The organism is Acidovorax sp. ACV01, from assembly GCF_014851495.1.
Classification (GTDB): Bacteria; Pseudomonadota; Gammaproteobacteria; order Burkholderiales; family Burkholderiaceae_C; genus Acidovorax; species Acidovorax radicis.
In genome coordinates this window covers 565,265-584,867 of the sequence record NZ_JACUZT010000002.1, presented here as the reverse complement: position 1 = coordinate 584,867, position 19,603 = coordinate 565,265, and the positions used below count along the sequence as shown (strand labels likewise).

The 19,603-nt window shown below is 64.7% G+C and carries 20 protein-coding genes; 7 read left to right on the top strand and 13 right to left on the bottom strand.

Annotated elements, in window-relative coordinates:
- Positions 1 to 41: 41 nt before the first annotated feature.
- The 4 genes from IB243_RS07185 to IB243_RS07170 form a co-directional block, all read right to left on the bottom strand.
- Complete coding sequence (locus tag IB243_RS07185) at positions 42 to 1,019, bottom strand: beta-ketoacyl-ACP synthase III (RefSeq protein WP_010463733.1); 978 nt, start codon at positions 1,017 to 1,019, stop codon at positions 42 to 44.
- Entirely contained in the window at positions 1,019 to 2,074 is a 1,056-nt protein-coding gene (gene plsX, locus IB243_RS07180) for a phosphate acyltransferase PlsX (RefSeq protein ID WP_057269968.1), read from the bottom strand. The genes IB243_RS07185 and plsX overlap by 1 nt, the downstream gene beginning before the upstream one ends.
- A gap of 108 nt (positions 2,075 to 2,182) precedes the next feature.
- Entirely contained in the window at positions 2,183 to 2,365 is a 183-nt protein-coding gene (rpmF, locus tag IB243_RS07175) for a 50S ribosomal protein L32 (RefSeq protein ID WP_005794249.1), read from the bottom strand.
- A gap of 110 nt (positions 2,366 to 2,475) precedes the next feature.
- Positions 2,476 to 3,024, bottom strand: a complete 549-nt coding sequence (locus IB243_RS07170; RefSeq protein WP_010463716.1) for a DUF177 domain-containing protein — start codon at positions 3,022 to 3,024, stop codon at positions 2,476 to 2,478.
- A 25-nt stretch (positions 3,025 to 3,049) separates the two neighbouring features.
- Here IB243_RS07170 and IB243_RS07165 point away from each other — a divergent pair, with 25 nt between their 5' ends.
- The 3 genes from IB243_RS07165 to IB243_RS07155 all read left to right on the top strand — a co-directional run bounded on the left by IB243_RS07165 (position 3,050) and on the right by IB243_RS07155 (position 5,761).
- Positions 3,050 to 3,649 carry a Maf family nucleotide pyrophosphatase gene (locus tag IB243_RS07165; protein WP_192425985.1) on the top strand — a complete coding sequence of 200 codons (600 nt, stop codon included), beginning with the start codon at positions 3,050 to 3,052 and terminating at the stop codon, positions 3,647 to 3,649.
- Positions 3,650 to 3,803: 154 nt separating this feature from the next.
- Positions 3,804 to 4,580 (top strand): SAM-dependent methyltransferase, encoded by a 777-nt coding sequence (locus IB243_RS07160; protein WP_192425983.1) that lies wholly within the window; start codon positions 3,804 to 3,806, stop codon positions 4,578 to 4,580.
- A gap of 2 nt (positions 4,581 to 4,582) precedes the next feature.
- A complete protein-coding gene (locus tag IB243_RS07155) occupies positions 4,583 to 5,761 on the top strand; it encodes a toxin-antitoxin system YwqK family antitoxin (RefSeq protein ID WP_225584789.1) in 1,179 nt (392 codons plus the stop codon).
- A gap of 150 nt (positions 5,762 to 5,911) precedes the next feature.
- Here the strand turns inward: IB243_RS07155 and IB243_RS07150 are convergent, their stop codons facing one another.
- The 4 genes from IB243_RS07150 to IB243_RS07135 all read right to left on the bottom strand — a co-directional run bounded on the left by IB243_RS07150 (position 5,912) and on the right by IB243_RS07135 (position 9,154).
- The gene (locus tag IB243_RS07150; protein WP_010463709.1) at positions 5,912 to 6,958 is read right to left on the bottom strand and encodes a S49 family peptidase; all 1,047 of its coding nucleotides are present in this window, start codon (positions 6,956 to 6,958) and stop codon (positions 5,912 to 5,914) included.
- A 95-nt stretch (positions 6,959 to 7,053) separates the two neighbouring features.
- Positions 7,054 to 7,431: a Rieske 2Fe-2S domain-containing protein gene (locus tag IB243_RS07145; protein WP_057226752.1), complete on the bottom strand. Its 378-nt coding sequence runs from the start codon at positions 7,429 to 7,431 to the stop codon at positions 7,054 to 7,056.
- A gap of 27 nt (positions 7,432 to 7,458) precedes the next feature.
- A complete protein-coding gene (locus IB243_RS07140) occupies positions 7,459 to 8,133 on the bottom strand; it encodes an HAD family hydrolase (RefSeq protein ID WP_192425981.1) in 675 nt (224 codons plus the stop codon).
- Between the two features lie 19 nt (positions 8,134 to 8,152).
- The gene (locus IB243_RS07135; RefSeq protein ID WP_192425979.1) at positions 8,153 to 9,154 is read right to left on the bottom strand and encodes an RluA family pseudouridine synthase; all 1,002 of its coding nucleotides are present in this window, start codon (positions 9,152 to 9,154) and stop codon (positions 8,153 to 8,155) included.
- 599 nt (positions 9,155 to 9,753) lie between these two features.
- Between IB243_RS07135 and IB243_RS07130 the strand changes: the two genes are divergently transcribed.
- From IB243_RS07130 to queF, 4 genes are all read left to right on the top strand, one after another.
- Positions 9,754 to 12,888 carry an Rne/Rng family ribonuclease gene (locus tag IB243_RS07130; RefSeq protein WP_057269973.1) on the top strand — a complete coding sequence of 1,045 codons (3,135 nt, stop codon included), beginning with the start codon at positions 9,754 to 9,756 and terminating at the stop codon, positions 12,886 to 12,888.
- A gap of 213 nt (positions 12,889 to 13,101) precedes the next feature.
- On the top strand, positions 13,102 to 13,884 hold the full coding sequence (gene yaaA / locus IB243_RS07125) for a peroxide stress protein YaaA (protein ID WP_192425977.1): 783 nt from the start codon (positions 13,102 to 13,104) through the stop codon (positions 13,882 to 13,884).
- A gap of 33 nt (positions 13,885 to 13,917) precedes the next feature.
- Complete coding sequence (locus IB243_RS07120; RefSeq protein ID WP_010463697.1) at positions 13,918 to 14,829, top strand: 2OG-Fe(II) oxygenase; 912 nt, start codon at positions 13,918 to 13,920, stop codon at positions 14,827 to 14,829.
- Positions 14,830 to 14,886: 57 nt separating this feature from the next.
- Positions 14,887 to 15,732, top strand: coding sequence for an NADPH-dependent 7-cyano-7-deazaguanine reductase QueF (gene queF, locus IB243_RS07115; protein WP_192425975.1), 846 nt, complete (start codon positions 14,887 to 14,889; stop codon positions 15,730 to 15,732).
- 12 nt (positions 15,733 to 15,744) lie between these two features.
- Here queF and IB243_RS07110 read toward each other — a convergent pair whose 3' ends face one another.
- The 5 genes from IB243_RS07110 to IB243_RS07090 form a co-directional block, all read right to left on the bottom strand.
- Positions 15,745 to 16,011 (bottom strand): hypothetical protein, encoded by a 267-nt coding sequence (locus tag IB243_RS07110; RefSeq protein ID WP_010463693.1) that lies wholly within the window; start codon positions 16,009 to 16,011, stop codon positions 15,745 to 15,747.
- Positions 16,012 to 16,156: 145 nt separating this feature from the next.
- Positions 16,157 to 16,645, bottom strand: a complete 489-nt coding sequence (locus tag IB243_RS07105) for a tetratricopeptide repeat protein (RefSeq protein ID WP_010463691.1) — start codon at positions 16,643 to 16,645, stop codon at positions 16,157 to 16,159.
- Positions 16,646 to 16,796: 151 nt separating this feature from the next.
- The gene (locus tag IB243_RS07100) at positions 16,797 to 17,579 is read right to left on the bottom strand and encodes an anti-sigma factor domain-containing protein (RefSeq protein WP_192425974.1); all 783 of its coding nucleotides are present in this window, start codon (positions 17,577 to 17,579) and stop codon (positions 16,797 to 16,799) included.
- Positions 17,576 to 18,214 (bottom strand): RNA polymerase sigma factor, encoded by a 639-nt coding sequence (locus tag IB243_RS07095; RefSeq protein WP_192425973.1) that lies wholly within the window; start codon positions 18,212 to 18,214, stop codon positions 17,576 to 17,578. The genes IB243_RS07100 and IB243_RS07095 overlap by 4 nt, the downstream gene beginning before the upstream one ends.
- 117 nt (positions 18,215 to 18,331) lie before the next feature.
- Positions 18,332 to 19,561 carry a DNA polymerase IV gene (locus IB243_RS07090; protein ID WP_192425972.1) on the bottom strand — a complete coding sequence of 410 codons (1,230 nt, stop codon included), beginning with the start codon at positions 19,559 to 19,561 and terminating at the stop codon, positions 18,332 to 18,334.
- Positions 19,562 to 19,603: the final 42 nt, after the last annotated feature.

Sequence of the window (19,603 nt, the reverse complement as noted above, 5' to 3'; positions counted from 1 at the left end):
TTGAAATTGAGGCCTAGCGCTTATCTATCAAGCGCAAACAGCTATAACTTCAGGAGCACTGCACCCCAGGTGAAGCCCCCCCCCACGCCTTCGAGCAGCAGGGTCTCGCCCTTTTTGACCTGGCCGGTGCGCACTGCATGGTCCAGCGCGAGAGGGATGGAGGCTGCGGACGTGTTGCCGTGCTGGTCCACCGTGACCACGACCTTGTCCATGGACAGCTTGAGCTTGCGGGCCGTGCCTTGCATGATGCGGATATTGGCCTGATGCGGGATCAACCAGTCGATGTCAGCCTCGGTCAGCCCCGCTTTGGCCAGCACCGCGTGGGCAGCCTTTTCCAACACCCCCACCGCCAGCTTGAAGACGGCTTGCCCGTCCATCTTGAGGACAGGGTCACCCAGCACCTTGCCGCCCGCCACATTGCCAGGCACACACAGGATGCCCACATGTTTTCCGTCGGCATGGAGATCGCTGGACAGGATGCCAGGCGTCTCAGACGCCTCCAGCACCACAGCCCCGGCCCCATCGCCAAACAGCACACAGGTGGTGCGGTCGTTGAAATCCAGAATACGGCTGAAAACCTCCGACCCAATGACCAGTGCGCGGTTGGCGGCACCCGTCTGGATCATGGCATCCGCCACGGACAAGGCATAGACAAAACCGCTGCACACTGCCTGCACATCAAACGCCGGACAACCGTTGGCTCCCAGCTTGTTCTGCAATATGCAGGCGGCCGAAGGAAACACCATGTCCGGGGTGGACGTAGCCACAATGATCAGGTCAATGTCTGTCGGCAAAAGGCCCGCAGCCTGCAAGGCATTGCGTGCAGCCTCCAGACCCAGATCGCTGCAAGCGACATCAGGCGCTGCGAAGTGGCGTGCGCGGATGCCAGTGCGCTCGACGATCCACTCGTCCGAGGTTTCGATGCCGCGCTGGCCCAATTCAGCCACCAGATCAGCGTTGGTCAGCCGGCGCGGAGGCAGATAGCTGCCGGTACCGGTAATGCGGGAGTAGCGTCTCATCAATGTGTCATCGTCGCCGCAACGCCAGGCTTGGGTTGGGCATCCGCAGGCACCAGAAGCGGCGCTGCATGCGCAATCCGGGCCCGGACGCGGTCGAGCAGGTTGTTGCGGGCTGCATCATACGCCCGGTTCAAAGCCTGCTCGAACGCCATTGTGTCGGCCGATCCGTGGCTCTTGAACACCAGCCCCCGCAGCCCCAAAAGTGCCGCGCCGTTGTAGCGCCGGTAGTCCATGCGCTTCATCAACGCTTTTAAGACAGGATAAGCGGTGATCGCAGCAATTTTGGTGAAGATATTGCGCGAAAACTCAGTCTTGAGGGCACCAATGATCATCGATGCAACCCCTTCGCTGGCTTTGAGGGCGACATTTCCCACAAATCCGTCACAGACCACGATGTCAACCGTGCCCTTGAAAATGTCGTTGCCCTCGACATTGCCGTAAAAATTCAAATCACCGGAACTAGCGGCTGATCGCAGCAGTTCACCGGCTTTTTTGATAACTTCACTGCCTTTGATGGCTTCTTCACCGATATTCAGCAACCCGACAGTGGGCTCACCCCCGTCCTTGAGGACCGACACCAGGGCAGAACCCATCACAGCGAACTGCAGCAAATGTTCGGCAGAGCAATCCACATTGGCACCCAGGTCGAGCACCGTCGTGGCGCCACCCGCAGCGTTGGGCAGCTGAGTCGCAATGGCGGGTCGGTCAATGCCATCCAGCGTCTTGAGGAGATAGCGCGCAATGGCCATCAACGCGCCGGTATTGCCCGCCGAAACGGCTGCAGAGGCTGCGCCATCCTTGACCTGCTGGATCGCCACACGCATCGAAGAGTCCTTCTTCTTGCGCAATGCGACCTCGACCGGATCGTCCATGGCGACCACTTCGGAAGCGGGAACCATAGTGGCACGGTCGTGCGAAAACGATTGCAAACTGTCCACTAGGCCGACGAGCAGCAGGCGGGCATCAGGGTGTTTGTCGAGGAACTGGCGGCACGCCGCGAGCGTGACGCGGGGGCCATGGTCGCCCCCCATGCAGTCAACAGCCAGTGTGATCATGGGCGACTTGTCCGACCGGCCACACAGGCCGGAAGATGAAATGCAAGGGTCAAAACAAAGGCCCGCGCTACGATTTCAGTAGCAACGGGCCTTTGGGTGGGGCGAAGGTCAGGCTTCAGATTTGTTCTTCAGCACCTGACGGCCACGGTAGAAGCCATTGGGGCTGATGTGGTGGCGCAGGTGGGTTTCACCGGTGGTGGGTTCCACTGCAATGCCTGGCACATTCAGGGCATTGTGCGAGCGGTGCATGCCGCGCTTGGAGGGAGACTTTTTGTTTTGCTGAACGGCCATGATGGCTCCTGATCTGGAATAGGTTGGTAAAAACGCGATCAGCCCAAAAGACACGATGGGGTTCGCGTGAAGCCCACGATTATAACCCAAATGATTTTTGGGCCGGCCAATCAACCCTTGTCGTCTTTGCGCAGCGCTGCCAACGCTGCAAACGGATTGGGCTTTTCGTCATTGGCTTCCTCGAAATCGTCGTCCGAAGAAGCCAGCGGCACCGAGGTAGGGCACTCGTCGTGTTTGGGCACCACAGGCAATGCCATCAGCAACTCGTCCTCGATGAGTTCATGAAGGTCAAACTCGCGGCTCATGGCAAGCAGGTCTTCCTCGCTCTCGTCGTCCAGCGCCTCGGCAGTGGCCTCGTCGGCCACGAAGCGGAACTCCCGATCAACCTCCAGCGGCACATCCACAGGAGTCATGCAACGCTGGCATTCCATGGGAAAGCTCGCCTGCACCTTGATATGCAGCCACACCTGGCCCATTCCACCCAACGCAGTACGCACTTCACCGAGAGCTTCCCAATCCACCATCAAATCTGGGTGCAGGCCCTTGGCCTCCTGGGCCAACCGTTCGTACTTCAAAAGTGAATCGTGGCCCGCCAGCCGACCACCCGCCTGTGCAAAGGCTTTCACGTCGAGGCGCTGTGCGGAGAATTCCTTGGTCATGGCGGCAGTGTAAGAGAATCGGCGCATGCATCAATCCCCTCCCCTGCAACGCCCTCTGGTATTGGGCTCCACCTCGCGCTATCGGCGCGAGTTGCTTCAGCGGTTGAACCTGCCTTTTGACGTCGCGGCCCCGAATGTGGATGAGACCCCACTGCCCGGCGAAGCCCCTCGTGCTCTGGCCTTGCGCCTGGCGCTGGCCAAGGCGCGCGCCGTGGCACAGCAGCACCCCGAGGCGGTGGTGATCGGCTCCGACCAGGTGGCAGACCTCGCTGGCGAGCCGTTGGGAAAACCAGGCCTTCATGAACGCGCAGTGGAGCAGCTGCGCCAGATGCGCGGACAAACGGTGATTTTCCAAACCGCCCTGGCCGTGGTGTGCACGGCAACAGGCTTCGAGCAGGTCGACCTGGCCCCTGTGGAGGTCAAATTCCGCGACCTGTCCGACGCGGAAATCGAGCGCTATCTGCGCGCCGAGCAACCCTATGACTGCGCCGGCAGCGCCAAGAGCGAAGGCCTGGGCATTGCGCTGCTGGACGCCATCCACAGCGACGACCCCACCGCGCTCATTGGACTGCCTCTGATCCGCACTTGCCGCATGCTGCGCGCTGCAGGGCTGGTGCTGCCATGATGAAGCCCCCCCTGAGTCGCTTCGCGTCTTCCCCCCCTCCTTCGGGAGGGGGACGCACCCGGTGGCCTGGCAAAGCCAGTTCCACGGGTGCACTGGCCTGGATCACGCCAGCTTCTGGGGCTGCGGATACAGCGCAGCGCGGTGGAGGCCAACGATGAATACCAAAACCGGAACGCTGTTCCTGGTGCCCGCTCCGCTCGATTTTGGCTGCGACAGCCAGGTCCCGCTTCAGGATGCGCTGCCCACCAGCACCCTGAAGGCCGCCGCGCAGCTCACCCACTGGGTGTGCGAGAACGCCAAAAGCACCCGCGCCTACCTCAAGCGCGTGGACGCCCTCTACCCTTTGGCCGCGCCCCTGCAGCAGCAGCAGATCACGGAACTGCCCCGAGAAGTACACAAAAAAGGCGACCACGGCGACAAGGGCTCGGCCCCGTTCGACGCCCGCCCGCTGCTCGCCGCAGCCCTGGCGGGGCACGACATGGGGCTGGTCAGCGAGGCGGGCATGCCTGCCGTGGCCGATCCCGGTTCGTCCGTGGTGCGCGCGGCACACGATCTCGATATCCCCGTTGTCCCCCTGGTGGGCCCGGTGTCGCTGCTGCTGGCGCTGGCGGCCAGCGGATTGAACGGGCAGAACTTCGCGTTTGTTGGCTACCTGCCCCAGGACAGCCAGGAACGCATCCAGCGCATCAAGGAGCTGGAAGGCCTGGCCCTCAAGACGGGGCAGACCCAGCTTTTCATCGAAACCCCGTACCGCAACGCCGCCCTGTGGCAGGCCCTGGTGCAGACGCTACAACCCCACACCCGCCTGGCACTGGCCAGCGGGCTGACGTTGCCCGATGCACGCATCCGCAGCCAGTTGGTGCGGCAATGGCGCCAGCAACCGACGCCTCCCGACAACCGCACCCCTGTCGTGTTTGCACTGGGCCGCTGAACATGAAGTTTTCATTTGCTATATTTCTAATAGCTATCAGCGCTTACGGATCAAGCGCTGAGGCCATTATTCGCTGTGAATTGAATGGCAAGGCCATCAGTATTTCCAACGGTGCCGAAACGGCCGGCCAATCCGGACTGGTGCGCTGCCGCGAAGACGACACCGGCCACCTCCAGCGCGAGCAGGAACTGCGCGGCGGCAAGTTCGTAGGCCTAGAGCGCATGTTCGACCGAGAAGGTCGCCTGCAGCGCGAACGCACGGTCAACGAACGCGGCAACAGCCATGGCCGGGTGGCCGAGTTCTGGCCCAACGGCCAGGTGCGGCGCGAGGAAACCGCCGACAACGGCCGCACCCAGGGCGCCGTGCGGCGCTTTGATGCCACCGGGCGCGTGGAGCGCGTGTCGTTCCACGGCGACGGGCAGGAGCTGTTCTCTGTGGAGACCAACAGCAAGGGCCAGCCCACACGCCTGCTCTGCCCGCGCGCCAGCGTGCTGCCCGAAGACCGCAAGCTCTGCGGCTTTGACGGTGCCACCGATACCCTGCTCCACGCAGAAAACGGCACCAAAACCGCACAACTGCGCTACGACCAGGGCCGCCTGCTGAGCGCAACCGAATGGACCCCCGAAGGTGTCGTCGCCGCGCAGCAGCTCATGGTGGACGGCCGGCGTGTGCACCGCAGTTTCACCACGGAGGGCGGCAAAAGCGTGCTGCGTGAAGAGCGTGTCTTCAACCCGGATGAACGCACGCTGCGCGATACGCGCGGCCCGCTGCTCAGCGCCAAGCGCTACGGCGCATCCGGCCAGCTCATCGAACAGCGCAGTTTTGCCGACGGCCGCGAAGTGCAGGTGGAGCGCTGGTACCTGAACGGATCGGTGCGCGAACGCAGCACCTGGAGCGGCACCGGCGAACAGGCGCGCATGCAGCGCGAGATGTACCGCGACGATGGCAAGCTGGCGCGGCGCGAGCAGCTCAATGCCGAGCAATGGCCGGTGGGCACCCAGCAAGCCTTTCACGACAACGGGCGGCTGGCCGTGGAAGAACAGTATTCCGCACCCGAGGCCCGGGGGCGCACGCGCCTCACGGCCCGCAAGCAGTGGGACGAGGCGGGCAAGCTCGTGGCAGACGACACCATCCTCGAAGACGGTTCGCGCCAGCGCAAGGCCAGCGGGCTGGACAGCTAAAGAACCGCCCTCTTGCCAGCCCTCGGAGGCCCGGCACGGCCGGCTGCGTCACACCACGCATGCCACGCACGCCCAGACGCAAAAATGCCCCGTGTGAAATCTCCACCCGGGGCATTTTTTTGAATGGCCCGCAAGCCAGGGCGGACAGTTTCAGCGCAGCTGAGGTCCAGCCACTGACAGCGACTTCACCGCGCCCACACCGATCGCTGCACCAAAACGCTTGACCAGCCGTTCAGCCACGTTGTCGCGGCGGGTGTAGTCGATGATGTCTTCTGCCTTCACCACTTCACGCGCCACGTAGTCCAGGTTGCCCAGCTTGTCAGCCAGGCCCATTTCCACAGCCTGCTGGCCGGTCCAGAACAGGCCGCTGAAAGTATCGGGCGTGGTCTTGAGGCGATCGCCACGGCCTGCCTTCACCACAGCGATGAATTGCTGGTGGATCTGGTCGAGCATGGTCTGCGCATAGGCACGCTGCTTTTCGGTCTGCGGGCTGAACGGGTCCAGAAAGCCCTTGTTCTCGCCCGCCGTCAGCAAGCGGCGCTCCACGCCCAGCTTTTCCATGGTGCCGGTGAAGCCAAATCCGTCCATCAGCACCCCGATGCTGCCCACGATGCTGGCCTTGTCCACGTAGATGTCGTCGGCGGCGGCGGCGATGTAGTAGGCGGCCGAGGCGCAGGTTTCTTCGACCACCGCGTAGATCGGCTTGTTGTGCTTGGCCTTCAGACGCACGATCTCGTCGTTGATGATGCCGGCCTGCACCGGGCTGCCGCCGGGTGAGTTGATGAGCAGCACCAGCGCCTGCGAGCCTTCGTCCTCCAACGCGCTGCGCATGGCGGCCACGACGAACTCGGCGCTTGCCTCGGCGCCGCTGGCGATCTCGCCCTTGATATCCACCACCGCCGTGTGCGGAGCACTTTTGCTCGCACTGGGTGATGCCTGGCGCAGGGCCAGGAAAGCAACGGCGGCAATCAGCACCAGCCAGGCCAGGCGGAAGAAGATCTTCCAGCGGCGGGCGCTGCGTTGTTCATTGAGGGCAGAGAAGGCCAGCTTTTCCAGCGTGGCGCGCTCCCAGCCGGGTTCACGCGATGAATCGCTCACAGATGCTCCTGAATTTGTAGCTGCTTGCGCCCACAGGTCGGGCGCGGGATTGCTTTTTGGGTCAAAGCCCGAAGAGCCGGGCTGCTGGGGGTCGGTCATGTCATGCGTCCTGGGTACTGCGCTGGCAGTGTTGCCCGCGCATCGCGCAGGCTGGCACCGGGCGACAGCACATAAGGGTATTTCAACTGGATTTTCTAGAACTCTACGGGCCGCAGGTTGTAAGCAGTATGCCAGTGCACCACACCATCGCTCTCGGACAAGGCAATTTTCACAAGCCCGCCCCGGCAGGGACCGCCCGCGCACTGGCCGGTGCTGGGCAGGTAGGCCGCCCCATGCGTAGCGCACAGCAGCCACTGGCCGGTGTCGTCAAAAAAACGGCCCGGCTGGTAGTCCATCTCCATGGCCACATGGGTGCAACGGTTGAGATAAGCGTGGGGCACACCCCGGTGCCGGATGGCAAAAGCGCGGCAGGTCTGGCCTGAATAAATCACATCAAACGCAACGGCCAGCCCGCTGTCGACCAACTCGCTGCTGTTGCACAGTGCAATGGCCTGCTCGGGAACGGTCGTCATGGGTTTTCCCCGCTCCGGTGCCGCACTTCAGGCGTGCTGCAGCAGCCAGTCATGCAGTTCGCGCACCGAATGGGCCACACCCAGCGGGTTCAGCACCTGGAACGCATCGGGTTCATGGGCGCCGTAGCTCACTCCCACGCTTGCACAGCCCGCGTTGACCGCCATTTGCAGGTCGTGGGTGGTGTCGCCAATCATCAGAAGGCGCTCGGGCGGCACGTCGAACTCGGCCATCAGCTCCTGCAGCATCAGCGGGTGTGGCTTGCCTGCAGTTTGGTCCGCCGTGCGCGAACCGTCGAACACGCCTTTGAGTTGCACCGAGTGCAAAGCCTCGTCCAGCCCGCGCCGGCTTTTGCCCGTGGCCACGGCCAGCAGGTGGCCACGCTCGCGCAGGTCTGTCAGCAGCGGCAGCACACCTTCAAACAGGCTCAGGTCATCCTGGTGCTGGATGTAGTGAAAACGGTAGCGGTTGCCCAGATCGTTGTACTTTTCAGGCGGCACATCCGGGGCCGCATGGGCCAGCGCCTGCGCCAGCGCCATGCCAATCACATACGAAGCCTCTTTGTCCGTGGGTACGGTGCCACCCACGTCGCGCACCGCGGCCTGGATGCAGCGCACGATGATGGCGGTGGAATCAAACAAGGTGCCATCCCAGTCAAAGGCGATGAGATCGAAGCGGCGCGGACGGAAGGTTTTGGCGGGCATGGGGTTCGTTCATGCCTTCTCAGGCAGGGGACACAAAATCGGCCAGCTCGGGCGGCAGCTCGGCATTCAGAGCCACCCGTTCACCCGAGGCGGGGTGGTTGAACTGTAACCGCCAGGCATGCAGGAACATGCGCTTCATCCCCTGCTTTTGCAGGCGCTTGTTCAGCTCAAAGTCACCGTACTTGTCGTCGCCCACGATGGCATGCCCCTGGCTGGCCAGGTGCACACGGATCTGGTGCGTACGGCCTGTCTTGATCGTCACCTCCAGCAAAGACATCACTGGCAGGCCCTGGGCGGGGCGCGCCGTGACCGTGCTGCGCACCTTGACCAGCGTGATGGAGCGCATGCCGTCCGGATCGTCGGCCGTGGTCACGCGCACGCGGCGCTCGCCATCGGCCTGCAGGTACTTGTGCAGCGGCAGGTCGATGACTTTTTTGTTGGCAGGCCACGCGCCCGTCACGAGCGCCAGGTACGTCTTGCCGGTCTCGCGCTCGCGGAACTGGTCCTGCAGGTGGGTGAGCGCCGAGCGCTTCTTGGCCACCAGCAGGATGCCCGAGGTTTCGCGGTCCAGCCGGTGCACCAGTTCTAGGAACTTCGCCTGCGGGCGCGCCTGGCGCAACTGCTCGATCACCCCAAAACTCACGCCGCTGCCACCATGCACCGCCACACCGGCAGGCTTGTCGATGGCAATCAGGTGGTCGTCTTCGAGCAGGATGGGAAATTCGCGCGCGGGTGCCGGGCGCTCGGCTTTTTCGGCCACTTTGTCAGAGATGCGCACGGGCGGCAGACGCACCACGTCCCCCACCTCAACGCGCGTGTCGGCACTCACCCGGCCCTTGTTGATGCGCACCTCGCCGCTGCGGATGATGCGGTAGACATGCGTTTTTGGCACACCCTTCAAGTGGCGTATCAAAAAGTTATCGAGCCGCTGGCCTGCGGAGTCTTCATCGACCTCCACCAGGCGGACTGCGGGAAGCCCCCCGGGGGCGGCGGGCGGTTTGGCCCCTATAATGTGTTTCACCTGCGCGTTGTCATGTAAGTGGTTGATTTGTCTGGAGTTTAGTCCACACAGCCCTTGCCCCTCGTGCAGGCAGGTCGATGCCAGCGGGCGTCGTGCGCGCAGATTGCAGGCCAGATGCCTGTGGTGGCCAGCACGCCGTGCGGCGGGCTGACAGATTGAAACACTGATACGGAATCCCCCAAGCTTGCAGATGTTCCCTACCCGGGAGCGGTCTGCCAGCGGATCGAAGCGAGCATGTGGCTGTTGATGGCATGGATAGAGACCCTGTGGCGGAGGCTGCGGCCTTCGGCTGCATGCTCAAAATCGCCCTCAGCGCACAGCCAGCAAGCGCAATCAGCTACTCTTTTGATAGCAAAACTGCGCTCCTACCACTCGCCCCCTTCCACGCGCCCCTGCCTCACGATGCTGCGCTAGAGCGCGGCAGATCACTGGCATCCCCGGCAATTCCCTTCGTTTCGATGCGTCAGTCCAGGCATTCACAGCTCCTGTAGAGCTTGTTGTATTGGTTTGGAAACTGTGGGCGGCAGCCCGCGCAGCCCTCCCTGCTGGTCAGGTTGGCTGCACCGCTGCTGTCCGCGAAACACTGAAGGAATCGCATCATGAAGCGGATGCTCATCAACGCCACGCAGCCCGAAGAACGGCGCCTGGCCATCGTCGACGGACAAAAGCTCCTCGACTACGAAATCGAAATCGAAGGGCGTGAACAGCGCAAGGGCAACATCTACAAGGCCGTCGTCACGCGCGTCGAGCCCTCGCTGGAAGCCTGCTTCGTCGACTACGGCGAAGACCGCCACGGCTTCCTGCCGTTCAAGGAAATCTCGCGCAGCTACTTCACCCCCGGTGTCTCGCCCAGCCAGGCGCGCATCAATGAAGTGATCAAGGAAGGCCAGGAGCTGCTGGTCCAGGTCGAAAAGGAAGAGCGCGGCAACAAGGGCGCGGCGCTGACCACCTTCGTCTCGTTGGCCGGCCGCTACGTCGTGCTGATGCCCAACAACCCCCGTGGCGGTGGCGTATCGCGCCGCATCGAGGGCGAGGACCGCGCCGAGCTCAAGGAGGCGATGGACCAGCTGGAATACCCCAACGGCATGTCCATCATCGCGCGCACGGCCGGCATTGGCCGCACCGCGCCCGAGCTGCAGTGGGACCTGAACTACCTGCTCAAGCTGTGGACCGCGATTGACGGCGCTGGCAAGGGCGGCAAGGGCGCCTTCCTGATCTACCAGGAATCTTCGCTCGTCATCCGCGCGATCCGCGACTACTTCAACAACGACATCGGTGACATCCTCATCGATACCGACGACATCTACGAACAGGCGCAGCAGTTCATGGCGCACGTCATGCCCGAGCATGCCGCCCGCGTGAAGCGCTACCGCGACGACGCCGCCCTGTTCAGCCGCTTCCAGATCGAGCACCAGATCGAATCGGCCTACGCCCGCACCGTGCAACTGCCCTCGGGCGGCGCCATCGTGATCGACCACACCGAAGCGCTGGTCAGCGTGGACGTGAACTCGGCCCGCGCCATCAAGGGCGGCGACATCGAGGAAACCGCCACCCGCACCAACCTGGAAGCCGCCGACGAAGTGGCCCGCCAGATGCGCCTGCGCGACCTGGGCGGTCTGATCGTCATCGACTTCATCGATATGGAAGAGTCGAAGAACCGCCGCGAAGTGGAAAACCGCCTGCGCGATGCGCTGCGCCAGGACCGCGCCCGCGTGCAGTTCGGCACCATCAGCAAGTTCGGCCTCATGGAAATGAGCCGCCAGCGCCTGAAGCCCGCCCTGTCGGAAGGCTCGTCCATCCCCTGCCCCCGCTGCGGCGGCTCGGGCCACATCCGCGACACGGAAAGCTCGGCCCTGCAGATCCTGCGGATCATTCAGGAAGAGTCCATGAAGGACAACACGGCCGCCGTGCACTGCCAGGTGCCGGTGGAAGTGGCTTCGTTCCTGCTGAACGAAAAGCGCACCGAAATCGCCAAGATCGAACTCAAGCAGCGCGTGGCCGTGCTGATGGTGCCCAACAAGACGCTGGAAACCCCCAACTACCGCCTGGAACGCCTCAAGCACGACGACCCGCGCCTGGACCACATCGAAGCCAGCTACAAGCTCGCCGAAGAAGTGGAAGACCCCACGGCCGTGACGCGCCGCTCGCAAGAGCCCACCAACAAGCAGACCCCGGTGATCAAGGGCGTGCTCCCTGACGCCCCCGCCCCGACGGCCGAGCCCCGCGCTGAAGGCGCCACCCGCCCACCACGCGCCGGCCAACGCCCAGCCGCTGCGACTGCGCCAGCCCCCACACCTGCGGCAGCCCCTGCCCCGGTTGCCGCGGCACCGCAAGAGCAAGGCTTCTTTGGGTGGATCAAGAGCCTGTTCGGCGGTGGCGCTGCACCGGCAGCCCCTGCCCCCGTGGCAGCACCCGCACCGGCAGCCGCCCCAGAAACCACCGGCCGTGGCGAACCCCGCCGCGATGGACGCAACGGTGAAGGCCGTGGCCGCCGTGGTGGCCGCGACGGCAACCGTGACGGCCAGCGCGAAGGCGCGCCCCGTGACGGCAACCGCGAAGGCACCGGCGAAGGCCGTGGCCGCCGTGGCGAACGCTCGGCCGAAGGCCGCGCACCCCGCGACGCAGAGAGCCGCCCACCGCGTGACGCAGAACGCCGCCCCGAAGGCGAGGCCCGTGAAGGGCGCGAAGGTGGCCGCAATGGACGCGAAGGTGGCCGTGGCCGCCGCGACACCGAGCCGCGCAACCAGAACGCCGGGCTGAACGGTGACAACACCGCGGCTGCCAATGCGCAGGTGGAAGGCCCCAATGCCGGCAACAACGGCAACAACGCAGAAGGCAATCCCGCCCAACAGCCCCGTGGCGAACGTGGCCCGCGCCGTGAGCGTGGTGATCGCGGCAACCGTGGCGAACGTGGTGAACGCACGCCCCGCGCCGTGGAAGCCCAGGAAACCGCCGCAGCCGCCGCGCCCGGCGACTTTGTGGACACTGCGCCGCTGGCTGCCCTGCCCGACCTGGACCTGACCGGCAGCGACGCCCAGCCCAACGGCAACGGTGCCGCCGCAGAAGAGCAGCGCCGCGAGCGCCGTTCGCGCGACCGCTACGGCCGTGACCGCCGCGAGCGTGGCGAACGGGGTCCGCGCGACAACACCGGCGCTGAAGCTGCAGCACCCGCGATGCTGGATTTCGACCCCACGCAAGCCGAGCCCGCGCCCGCACAGGACGAGGCTCCGCGCCGCAGCTACTTCAGCGCCCCCGCCGCAGAGCAAGCTGCACCCACTGCAGCGCCGGTGGCTGTTGCCGAGGCCGCTGCACCGGCACCCGTTGCTGCGCCTGCCGCTGCGCCAGTGGCCCCGGTGGCGGCTGCGCCAGCACCTGCCGTTGCAGCAGCGCCTGTCGCAGCCGCCCGGGCTCCCGCTGTGGCCGCTGCAGCGCCAGTGGCGCCCACCGCACCTGCAGCACCCGCAGCGAGTGGCCTGCCACGCGTCCAGACGTTCGCACTGCCCATTGATGAACTGCAGCAGGTTGCTGCCGCATCGGGCCTGCAGTGGGTGAACTCCGACGTCGACAAGATCGCTGCCGTCCAGGCCGCGATTGCCGCAGAACCCAAGCCCATCCGCGTGCCGCGTGAGCGCCCACCGGCCGTGGTGCTGGATGAAGGCCCTCTGGTGCTGGTGGAAACCCGCCGCGACCTGTCGGCCATGAAGCTGCCTTTTGAGCAGCCACCAGCGGCTTGATGCCCTGAAACGGCTGCGCCCCCCGGGGCCGCAGCCTTCCACAAAGAAGGCGGCCCTGGCCGCCTTCTTTTATGGGCGCCTGCCAAATACCCGTCAGCGACCGAAGACAGCCTTTCAGCAGGTACCATTTCAAGCCGCCCTGGCCCCTGGCTGCCACCCTATGCACCGCCCCGCCTGCTTCACCCTTCGAGATCCACGGACCTTCCGCCGCCCATGCTGTTCCTGCTGTCTCCCGCCAAATCGCTCGACTACGACACGCCCTTGCCCGAAGGCCTGCCGCACACAATGCCCCAGTTCGTGGCGCAATCCACGGCCCTCATCGAGGTGCTCCGCGTGCAATCCCCCCAGCAGATCGCCTCGCTGATGGACCTGAGCGACAAACTCGCGGCGCTCAACGTGGCGCGCTACCAGGCTTGGCGCCCGCGTTTCACGGCCGCCAACTCGCGACAGGCGCTGCTGGCCTTCAACGGTGATGTGTACGAAGGGTTGGAAGCCCGCACGCTGGCGCCCCAGGACCTGGACTGGGCCCAGACCCATGTAGCCATCCTCAGCGGGCTGTATGGCGTGCTGCGGCCACTCGATCGCATGCAGCCCTACCGCCTGGAGATGGGCACCCGCCTGGCCACGGCAGCCGGCAGCAATCTGTACCAGTTCTGGGGCAGCCAGATTGCCGAGCACCTCAACACCCGCCTGCGCGCCGACACCACGCCCGTGGTGGTCAACCTGGCGTCGCAGGAATACTTCAAATCCGTAGACCGCAAGGCGCTCAAGGCGCGTGTCATCGAATGTGTGTTCGAGGACTGGAAAGGCGGCGCCTACAAGATCATCAGCTTTCACGCCAAGCGCGCGCGGGGCCTGATGGCACGCTATGCCATCACGCACCGCGTAGCCACACCGCACAAGCTGGAAGGATTTGATCTGGACGGCTATGCCTTTGCCCCGGCATCATCCGAACCCGAGCGCCTTGTCTTTAGGCGCAAGACGCCCACGGCGTAAACCCCAAGAATCCACCCATGTTGAAGGACCGCCATGGCATCGCGTTCTGAGCAGCACCCGGACAGCAGCACCGCAACCACCCAGCGCTCCAGCACCACACGGCAGGCCATCACGCCCGAGCTGCGCCGCTGGATCATCGAACAGGCCCAGGCTGGCTACGCCGCGCCCGTGGTGCTGCAGTCCATGCGCGATGCGGGCTGGGATGAAGACGTGGCCGCCGACGCGCTGGAAGTCACGCTGCAGGACCATTTGAACGAGCTGGCCGAGCGACAGGGCCAGCCCGCCGCAGTGCCTGTGCCCGAGCCCCGGCTTCATGACTCCCCCGCCCAGGTGGACTGCGGTGACCGCACCGTGAACGTGCTGCTGGCCATCGCCCAGCCACGGGTGGTGGTGTTCGGCAACCTGCTCTCGCCCGAAGAATGCGACGCCCTGATCGCCGACGCAGCGCCGCGCATGGCGCGCTCGCTCACCGTGGCCACCAAGACGGGCGGCGAGGAAATCAATGATGACCGCACCAGCGACGGCATGTTCTTTCAGCGCGGCCAAAGCCCGCTGATCCAGCGCATCGAAGAACGCATCGCCCGCCTGCTGAACTGGCCCATCGAAAACGGCGAGGGCCTGCAAGTGCTGCACTACCGCCCCGGCGCCGAATACAAGCCGCACTACGACTACTTCGACCCCGCCGAGCCCGGCACGCCCACCATCGTCAAACGCGGTGGCCAGCGTGTGGGCACCCTCGTGATGTACCTGAACACCCCCGAAAAAGGCGGTGGCACCACCTTCCCCGATGTGCATGTAGAGGTGGCGCCCCAACGCGGCAACGCGGTGTTCTTCAGCTACGAACGCCCGCACCCGTCCACCCGCACCCTGCACGGCGGCGCGCCGGTGCTCGCGGGCGAGAAGTGGATCGCCACCAAGTGGTTGCGCGAGCGGGAATTCAAATAAAAATAGGCCCTAGCGCTTATCCATATTGCGCCAATAGCTATCAATTTAATAGTATCCATGAACACCCCGGAACAATCCCAACTCGGCAAGGCATCGGCCTACATCGACCAGTACGACGCCTCGTTGCTGTTCCCCATCCCCCGCGCGGGCAAGCGGGCCGAGATCGGCATCACTGGCGCCGCGCCTTTCTTCGGGGCCGACCTGTGGACAGCGTTCGAGCTGTCATGGCTCAACCAGCGCGGCAAGCCGCAGGTGGCGCTGGCGCACATCACCGTGCCCTGCGAGACGCCCAACATCGTGGAGAGCAAGTCGTTCAAGCTGTACTTGAACAGCTTCAACAACACCCGCTTTGCCGATGCGGCCGAAGTGCAGGCCCGCATCCGTGCCGACATCAGCGAAGCCGTGTGGCGCGGGGCAGAGCACCCGGCCACCGTGGGCGTGAGGCTTCTCAGCCCCGAGCTGTTCGACCAGGAGCCCGTGCACGAACTCGACGGCCTGAGCCTTGATCGGCTGGATGTGGAATGCACGCAATACCAGCCCGCGCCCGAGCTGCTGACTGCGCAGTCTGACCAGCCCCCCGTGTCCGAAGTCCTGACCAGCAACCTGCTCAAGAGCAACTGCCTGGTCACCGGCCAGCCCGACTGGGGCAGCGTGCAGATCAGCTACAGCGGCCCGCAGATCAACCAGGAAGGCCTGCTGCAGTACCTGGTGAGTTTTCGCAACCACAACGAATTTCACGAGCAGTGTGTGGAGCGCATCTTCATGGACATCTGGACACGCTGCAAACCCATCAAGCTCACGGTGTATGCGCGCTACACGCGCCGGGGCGGGCTCGACATCAACCCGCTGCGCACCAGCCACCCGCAGGGCCTGCCGCGCAACGTGCGCACGGCGCGGCAGTAACCCCCTAGTCCATCAGCCCCGTGCATCGATCCAGTCGCACCGCAAGGTGTGGCGCAAGTGCGCGCGCGTTCGCCAGCTGACATAGAGGCTGGGCCCGAAGATCCCCATCATGCACAGCGGCGCAGTCAACGGCTCGCCAAAAGCAAAGATGGGAAACCAGCCCACCCAGCCCAGCATCCAGAGCGTCAGCACCAGATCCCAAAGGTGGTATTCGAGCGGATGGTCGGCCTTGTGCACCACATGCCATTGCTTGATGCGTTGCAGCTCGTTCAGGGTCATGGGAATCTCCCGGAAAACGGGGAAATTCAATGTAAGTTACGAGTAAGAATTCGTCAAGAAATACCGGAAAGGGAGGGCGGTGCGCCATCACCCCGGGCAACAACCGCCCACCCACCTGCCGGGTGACTCCCAAGGCCAGCCAGCGTTACTGCGCGGGCTTGTAAGCCGCAATGGCCTTGGCCAGATCGGTGGTTTCCTCGCACTGCGCGCAAATGGCCTGCAGCTTGGCGAGCTGGGCTTCGGCCTGCGCCTTCTGGCCCACCTTGAGGTAGCCCATGCCCGAGTATTCCAGCGCGCCCTTGTGGCGGGGGTCCAGCGCCAGGGCCTTGTTGTAGGCCGCAAAAGCCTCGTCGTATTTGCCGAGCCAGCGGTTGGAGTAGCCCAGCAGGTTGTAGGCGTCTGCGTTCTGCGGGTTCTGCGCCACCACCTTGCTGAAGCTGCTGGCCGCCAGCGCCCAGTTCTTGGCTTCGATGGCTTTTTTGCCCACGGCAAAATCGTCAATGCGTGCGTTCTCCACTGGCGTGGTGGGCATATCGGCCGCGTGGGCCATGGGCAGTGCCAACACGGGCACCAGCACCAGCGCCAGGCTCAGCAGGGGCACAGACATCAAGGGGCGAACAGAAAATGAAGGCATGGGAGGCTCCTGAAAAACGTGAAGTGGGAAAGGTAGGAGGCCGCGCTGGCCCCATGCCGGAGACCGGCACCTCGGACAAACGACACGGAATGCAAAACGGATGCAGCGCCGGACAATTATTTTTGCAAAGCCGATGGGAGCCTTGCGCCGCTCACCACAGCTTGGCGCAGTTGCCGGTGAAGAGCACGGTGTTGCTGGGCACCTGCGGCGTTGCCGATGTCTCCAGCGTCACCATGAGTTTGCTGACCTTGAGCAGCAGCTTCTCCGACGTATCGGGCAACACCGACACCGCAGAACCTGCCACCGGCACCGTGCCCAGCACAAACGGGGCACCGTCAGCTGGCACCGCCCACAGCACCAGCTGGGGGGCTGCACCCGCCATCGTCGCTGAAGTCGCTGGCATCGCTGGAAGCGTGATAGGCCCGATGACCTTCACCGTCAGCGTGCGTCCATGGCGCAGCGAACTCACCAGCACCTTGCCGTTGCCCGCCTCGTCCGTCAGCAGGCCCACATAGGCCTGCGGCAGTTTGTCCCCTGCGCGCAAGGCCACCTGGTCGCTCGACACAAACAAGGTTGGCACCGCAGCCACCAGGGCCACGGTGGCCACCACACCCAACACCACACCCGCCAAGCCCTGCAACACACCATGGCGCCGCCACAGCACACCGGCCCAACCGCCCTGCGGGGCTGCGTCTTTCACATCGCGCGGCCGGGTGCGCGCCTCTATGGCGGCCCACACGCGCTGCGGTGGCTGTTGCACCGGCACCGAACGGGCCAGCATCCCCAGCCGCCCTTCCCACTGCGCCACCAGCAACTGCACGTCGCCGCGATCGCGCAGCAGCCGCTCGAAGCGGCGGCGCGCGCCACCGCCCAGCGTGCCCAGCACATAGGCAGACGCTAGGTGGTCCAGCAGCGCGGGGTGGGTATACCTCATGCGCCCACCCCTTGCGCGGCCAGGCAGCTTTTCAGGCGCTCCAGGCCCCGCCGGATCCAGGCCTTGACCGAACCCAGGGGCGCGCCCATCTGCGCCGCCACCTCGGAATGCGACAGGCCCTGGTAGTAAGCCAGTGCCAAGCTTTGCCGGTAGCTTCCGTCCAGCGCATTCATGCAGCCTTCGATGCGCAGCGCCTGGGTGACCTGCTCCAGCAGATGCAGTGCGCTGGGTGCGGGGGCCAATGCAGACGCAGCACCCGGCGGCGCGTCGCTGCCATCCCCATCGCTGCCTGCAAGCTCCGTGGTGTCGTTCCAGGCGCTTTCTGGCCGCCGCGCACGGGCACGCAAGGCGTCCAGGGCCTTGTTGCGCACGATGGCAATCAGCCACGTCATGGGCTGGATGGGCTGCCCGCCCACTTCGCTGCGGTAGCTCCCAGCGTTCTTCCAGATGCTCACATACGCCTCTTGCAGCACATCCTCGGCCGCCTGTCCTTGTCCCAACATACGTACGGCAACGCCGAACAGATGCACGTGGGTGCGCTGGTAGATCTGCGCGAAGGCGGCATGGTCTCCCCCGGCTGCGGCGCGGATCAACGCTTGCAGGTTGGCGGAAGGAACATCGGTGGCAGTGGCCATATGCGGGCGAGTATAGGAACGCAACAGGCGGTGCAGGCAGGTCTCACTCTGGGTGTTTACGCCGATTGCCACGACCCCACCGGGCCGTGAACTGGCAGGAAACGACGTCAACCCGCGCTAAAAAAGCTGCGCCGTGCCACCCACACCCTCTGCGCCATCTGCGGAGCCTGGCTTGCGCCGGCGTGTTTCTGCCGTTGCCCCAGCCCGTGGCTCCAGCAAGGGCTCTTCGCCCCGCCGCGCCAGCGTGCTGGCCCGCACGCCCAGCAGCCGCAGGCGCTTGTCCAGCGGCACGCGTTTGAGACACTGCCCGGCCAGCTGGCGGATGGTGGCGCCATCGGCCGTGTAGAGGTTCGCCGTGTGGTCGCGCGTGGCGATCTTGAAGTCGTCGTAGCGCAGCTTGATGCCGATGGTGCGCGCCACATAGCCCTTGCGCTGCAGGTCTTCGGCCAGGCGCATACACAGGTCGGTGAAGATCGCGCCCAGTTCAGCGCGGTCTCGCACTGCGTGCAGGTCGCGGTCGAACGTGGTCTCGCGGCTCATGCTCACGGGCTCGCTCTCGGTCACCACCGGGCTGTCGTCCCGCCCCCAGGCCACCCGGTGCATCCACGCCCCGGTGGACTTGCCAAAGTGGCCCATCAGCCATTGCTCATCCTGCGCCGCCAGCTGCCCGATGGTTTCAATGCCCAGCCGTGCCAGCTTCTCGCCGGCCTTGGGGCCAATGCCGTTGATCTTGCGCACATTGAGCGGCCAGATCCTGGTCTGCAGATCTTCCTCGTAAACAATGGAGATCCCGTTGGGCTTGTTGAACTCGCTGGCCATCTTGGCCAGCAGCCGGTTGGGCGCCACGCCAATCGAGCAAGTCAGCCCGGTCACGTCAAAGATGCTCTTCTGGATAAGCCGCGCCAGCACCCTGCCCCCTTCGCGCTGACCGCCGGGCACGTCGGTGAAGTCGATGTACACCTCGTCCACGCCCCGGTCTTGCATCACGGGGGCTATCTCCATGATGGTGCTTTTGAACAGGCGTGAAAACCGCCGCACCTCGTCAAAATCCACCGGCAGCACGATAGCCTGCGGGCACAGCTTGGCGGCCTTCATCATCCCCATGGCCGAGCCCACACCAAACTGCCGCGCGGGGTAGGTGGCGGTGGTGATCACGCCCCGGCCGACATAGTCCTTGAGCAGCGGAAAGTCCTCCACCGGGATGAAATGCCGCTCGCGCAAGCCCGTGCCATCCGGGCCTTGCAGCAACAGTTCATCCACCTTGCGCCGCCCGCCCCCAATCACCACGGGCAGGCCCTTGAGCTGCGGGTAGCGCAGCAGTTCGACAGATGCGAAAAAGGCATCCATATCGAGATGTGCGATGCGGCGCAGCCGCTGCCCCTGGCGCTG

Bases quoted from the DNA above. Each gene is read 5' to 3' on its own strand.
- IB243_RS07100 (WP_192425974.1), bottom strand. From the start codon at position 17,579: ATGAGGTATACCCACCCCGCGCTGCTGGACCACCTAGCGTCTGCCTAT.
- IB243_RS07095 (WP_192425973.1), bottom strand. From the start codon at position 18,214: ATGGCCACTGCCACCGATGTTCCTTCCGCCAACCTGCAAGCGTTGATC.
- IB243_RS07165 (WP_192425985.1), top strand. From the start codon at position 3,050: ATGCATCAATCCCCTCCCCTGCAACGCCCTCTGGTATTGGGCTCCACC.
- plsX (WP_057269968.1), bottom strand. From the start codon at position 2,074: ATGATCACACTGGCTGTTGACTGCATGGGGGGCGACCATGGCCCCCGC.
- queF (WP_192425975.1), top strand. From the start codon at position 14,887: ATGAACACCCCGGAACAATCCCAACTCGGCAAGGCATCGGCCTACATC.
- IB243_RS07145 (WP_057226752.1), bottom strand. From the start codon at position 7,431: ATGACGACCGTTCCCGAGCAGGCCATTGCACTGTGCAACAGCAGCGAG.
- IB243_RS07155 (WP_225584789.1), top strand. From the start codon at position 4,583: ATGAAGTTTTCATTTGCTATATTTCTAATAGCTATCAGCGCTTACGGA.
- IB243_RS07105 (WP_010463691.1), bottom strand. From the start codon at position 16,645: ATGCCTTCATTTTCTGTTCGCCCCTTGATGTCTGTGCCCCTGCTGAGC.
- yaaA (WP_192425977.1), top strand. From the start codon at position 13,102: ATGCTGTTCCTGCTGTCTCCCGCCAAATCGCTCGACTACGACACGCCC.
- IB243_RS07185 (WP_010463733.1), bottom strand. From the start codon at position 1,019: ATGAGACGCTACTCCCGCATTACCGGTACCGGCAGCTATCTGCCTCCG.
- IB243_RS07130 (WP_057269973.1), top strand. From the start codon at position 9,754: ATGAAGCGGATGCTCATCAACGCCACGCAGCCCGAAGAACGGCGCCTG.
- IB243_RS07140 (WP_192425981.1), bottom strand. From the start codon at position 8,133: ATGCCCGCCAAAACCTTCCGTCCGCGCCGCTTCGATCTCATCGCCTTT.
- IB243_RS07150 (WP_010463709.1), bottom strand. From the start codon at position 6,958: ATGACCGACCCCCAGCAGCCCGGCTCTTCGGGCTTTGACCCAAAAAGC.
- IB243_RS07120 (WP_010463697.1), top strand. From the start codon at position 13,918: ATGGCATCGCGTTCTGAGCAGCACCCGGACAGCAGCACCGCAACCACC.
- rpmF (WP_005794249.1), bottom strand. From the start codon at position 2,365: ATGGCCGTTCAGCAAAACAAAAAGTCTCCCTCCAAGCGCGGCATGCAC.
- IB243_RS07110 (WP_010463693.1), bottom strand. From the start codon at position 16,011: ATGACCCTGAACGAGCTGCAACGCATCAAGCAATGGCATGTGGTGCAC.
- IB243_RS07170 (WP_010463716.1), bottom strand. From the start codon at position 3,024: ATGACCAAGGAATTCTCCGCACAGCGCCTCGACGTGAAAGCCTTTGCA.
- IB243_RS07090 (WP_192425972.1), bottom strand. From the start codon at position 19,561: ATGGATGCCTTTTTCGCATCTGTCGAACTGCTGCGCTACCCGCAGCTC.
- IB243_RS07160 (WP_192425983.1), top strand. From the start codon at position 3,804: ATGAATACCAAAACCGGAACGCTGTTCCTGGTGCCCGCTCCGCTCGAT.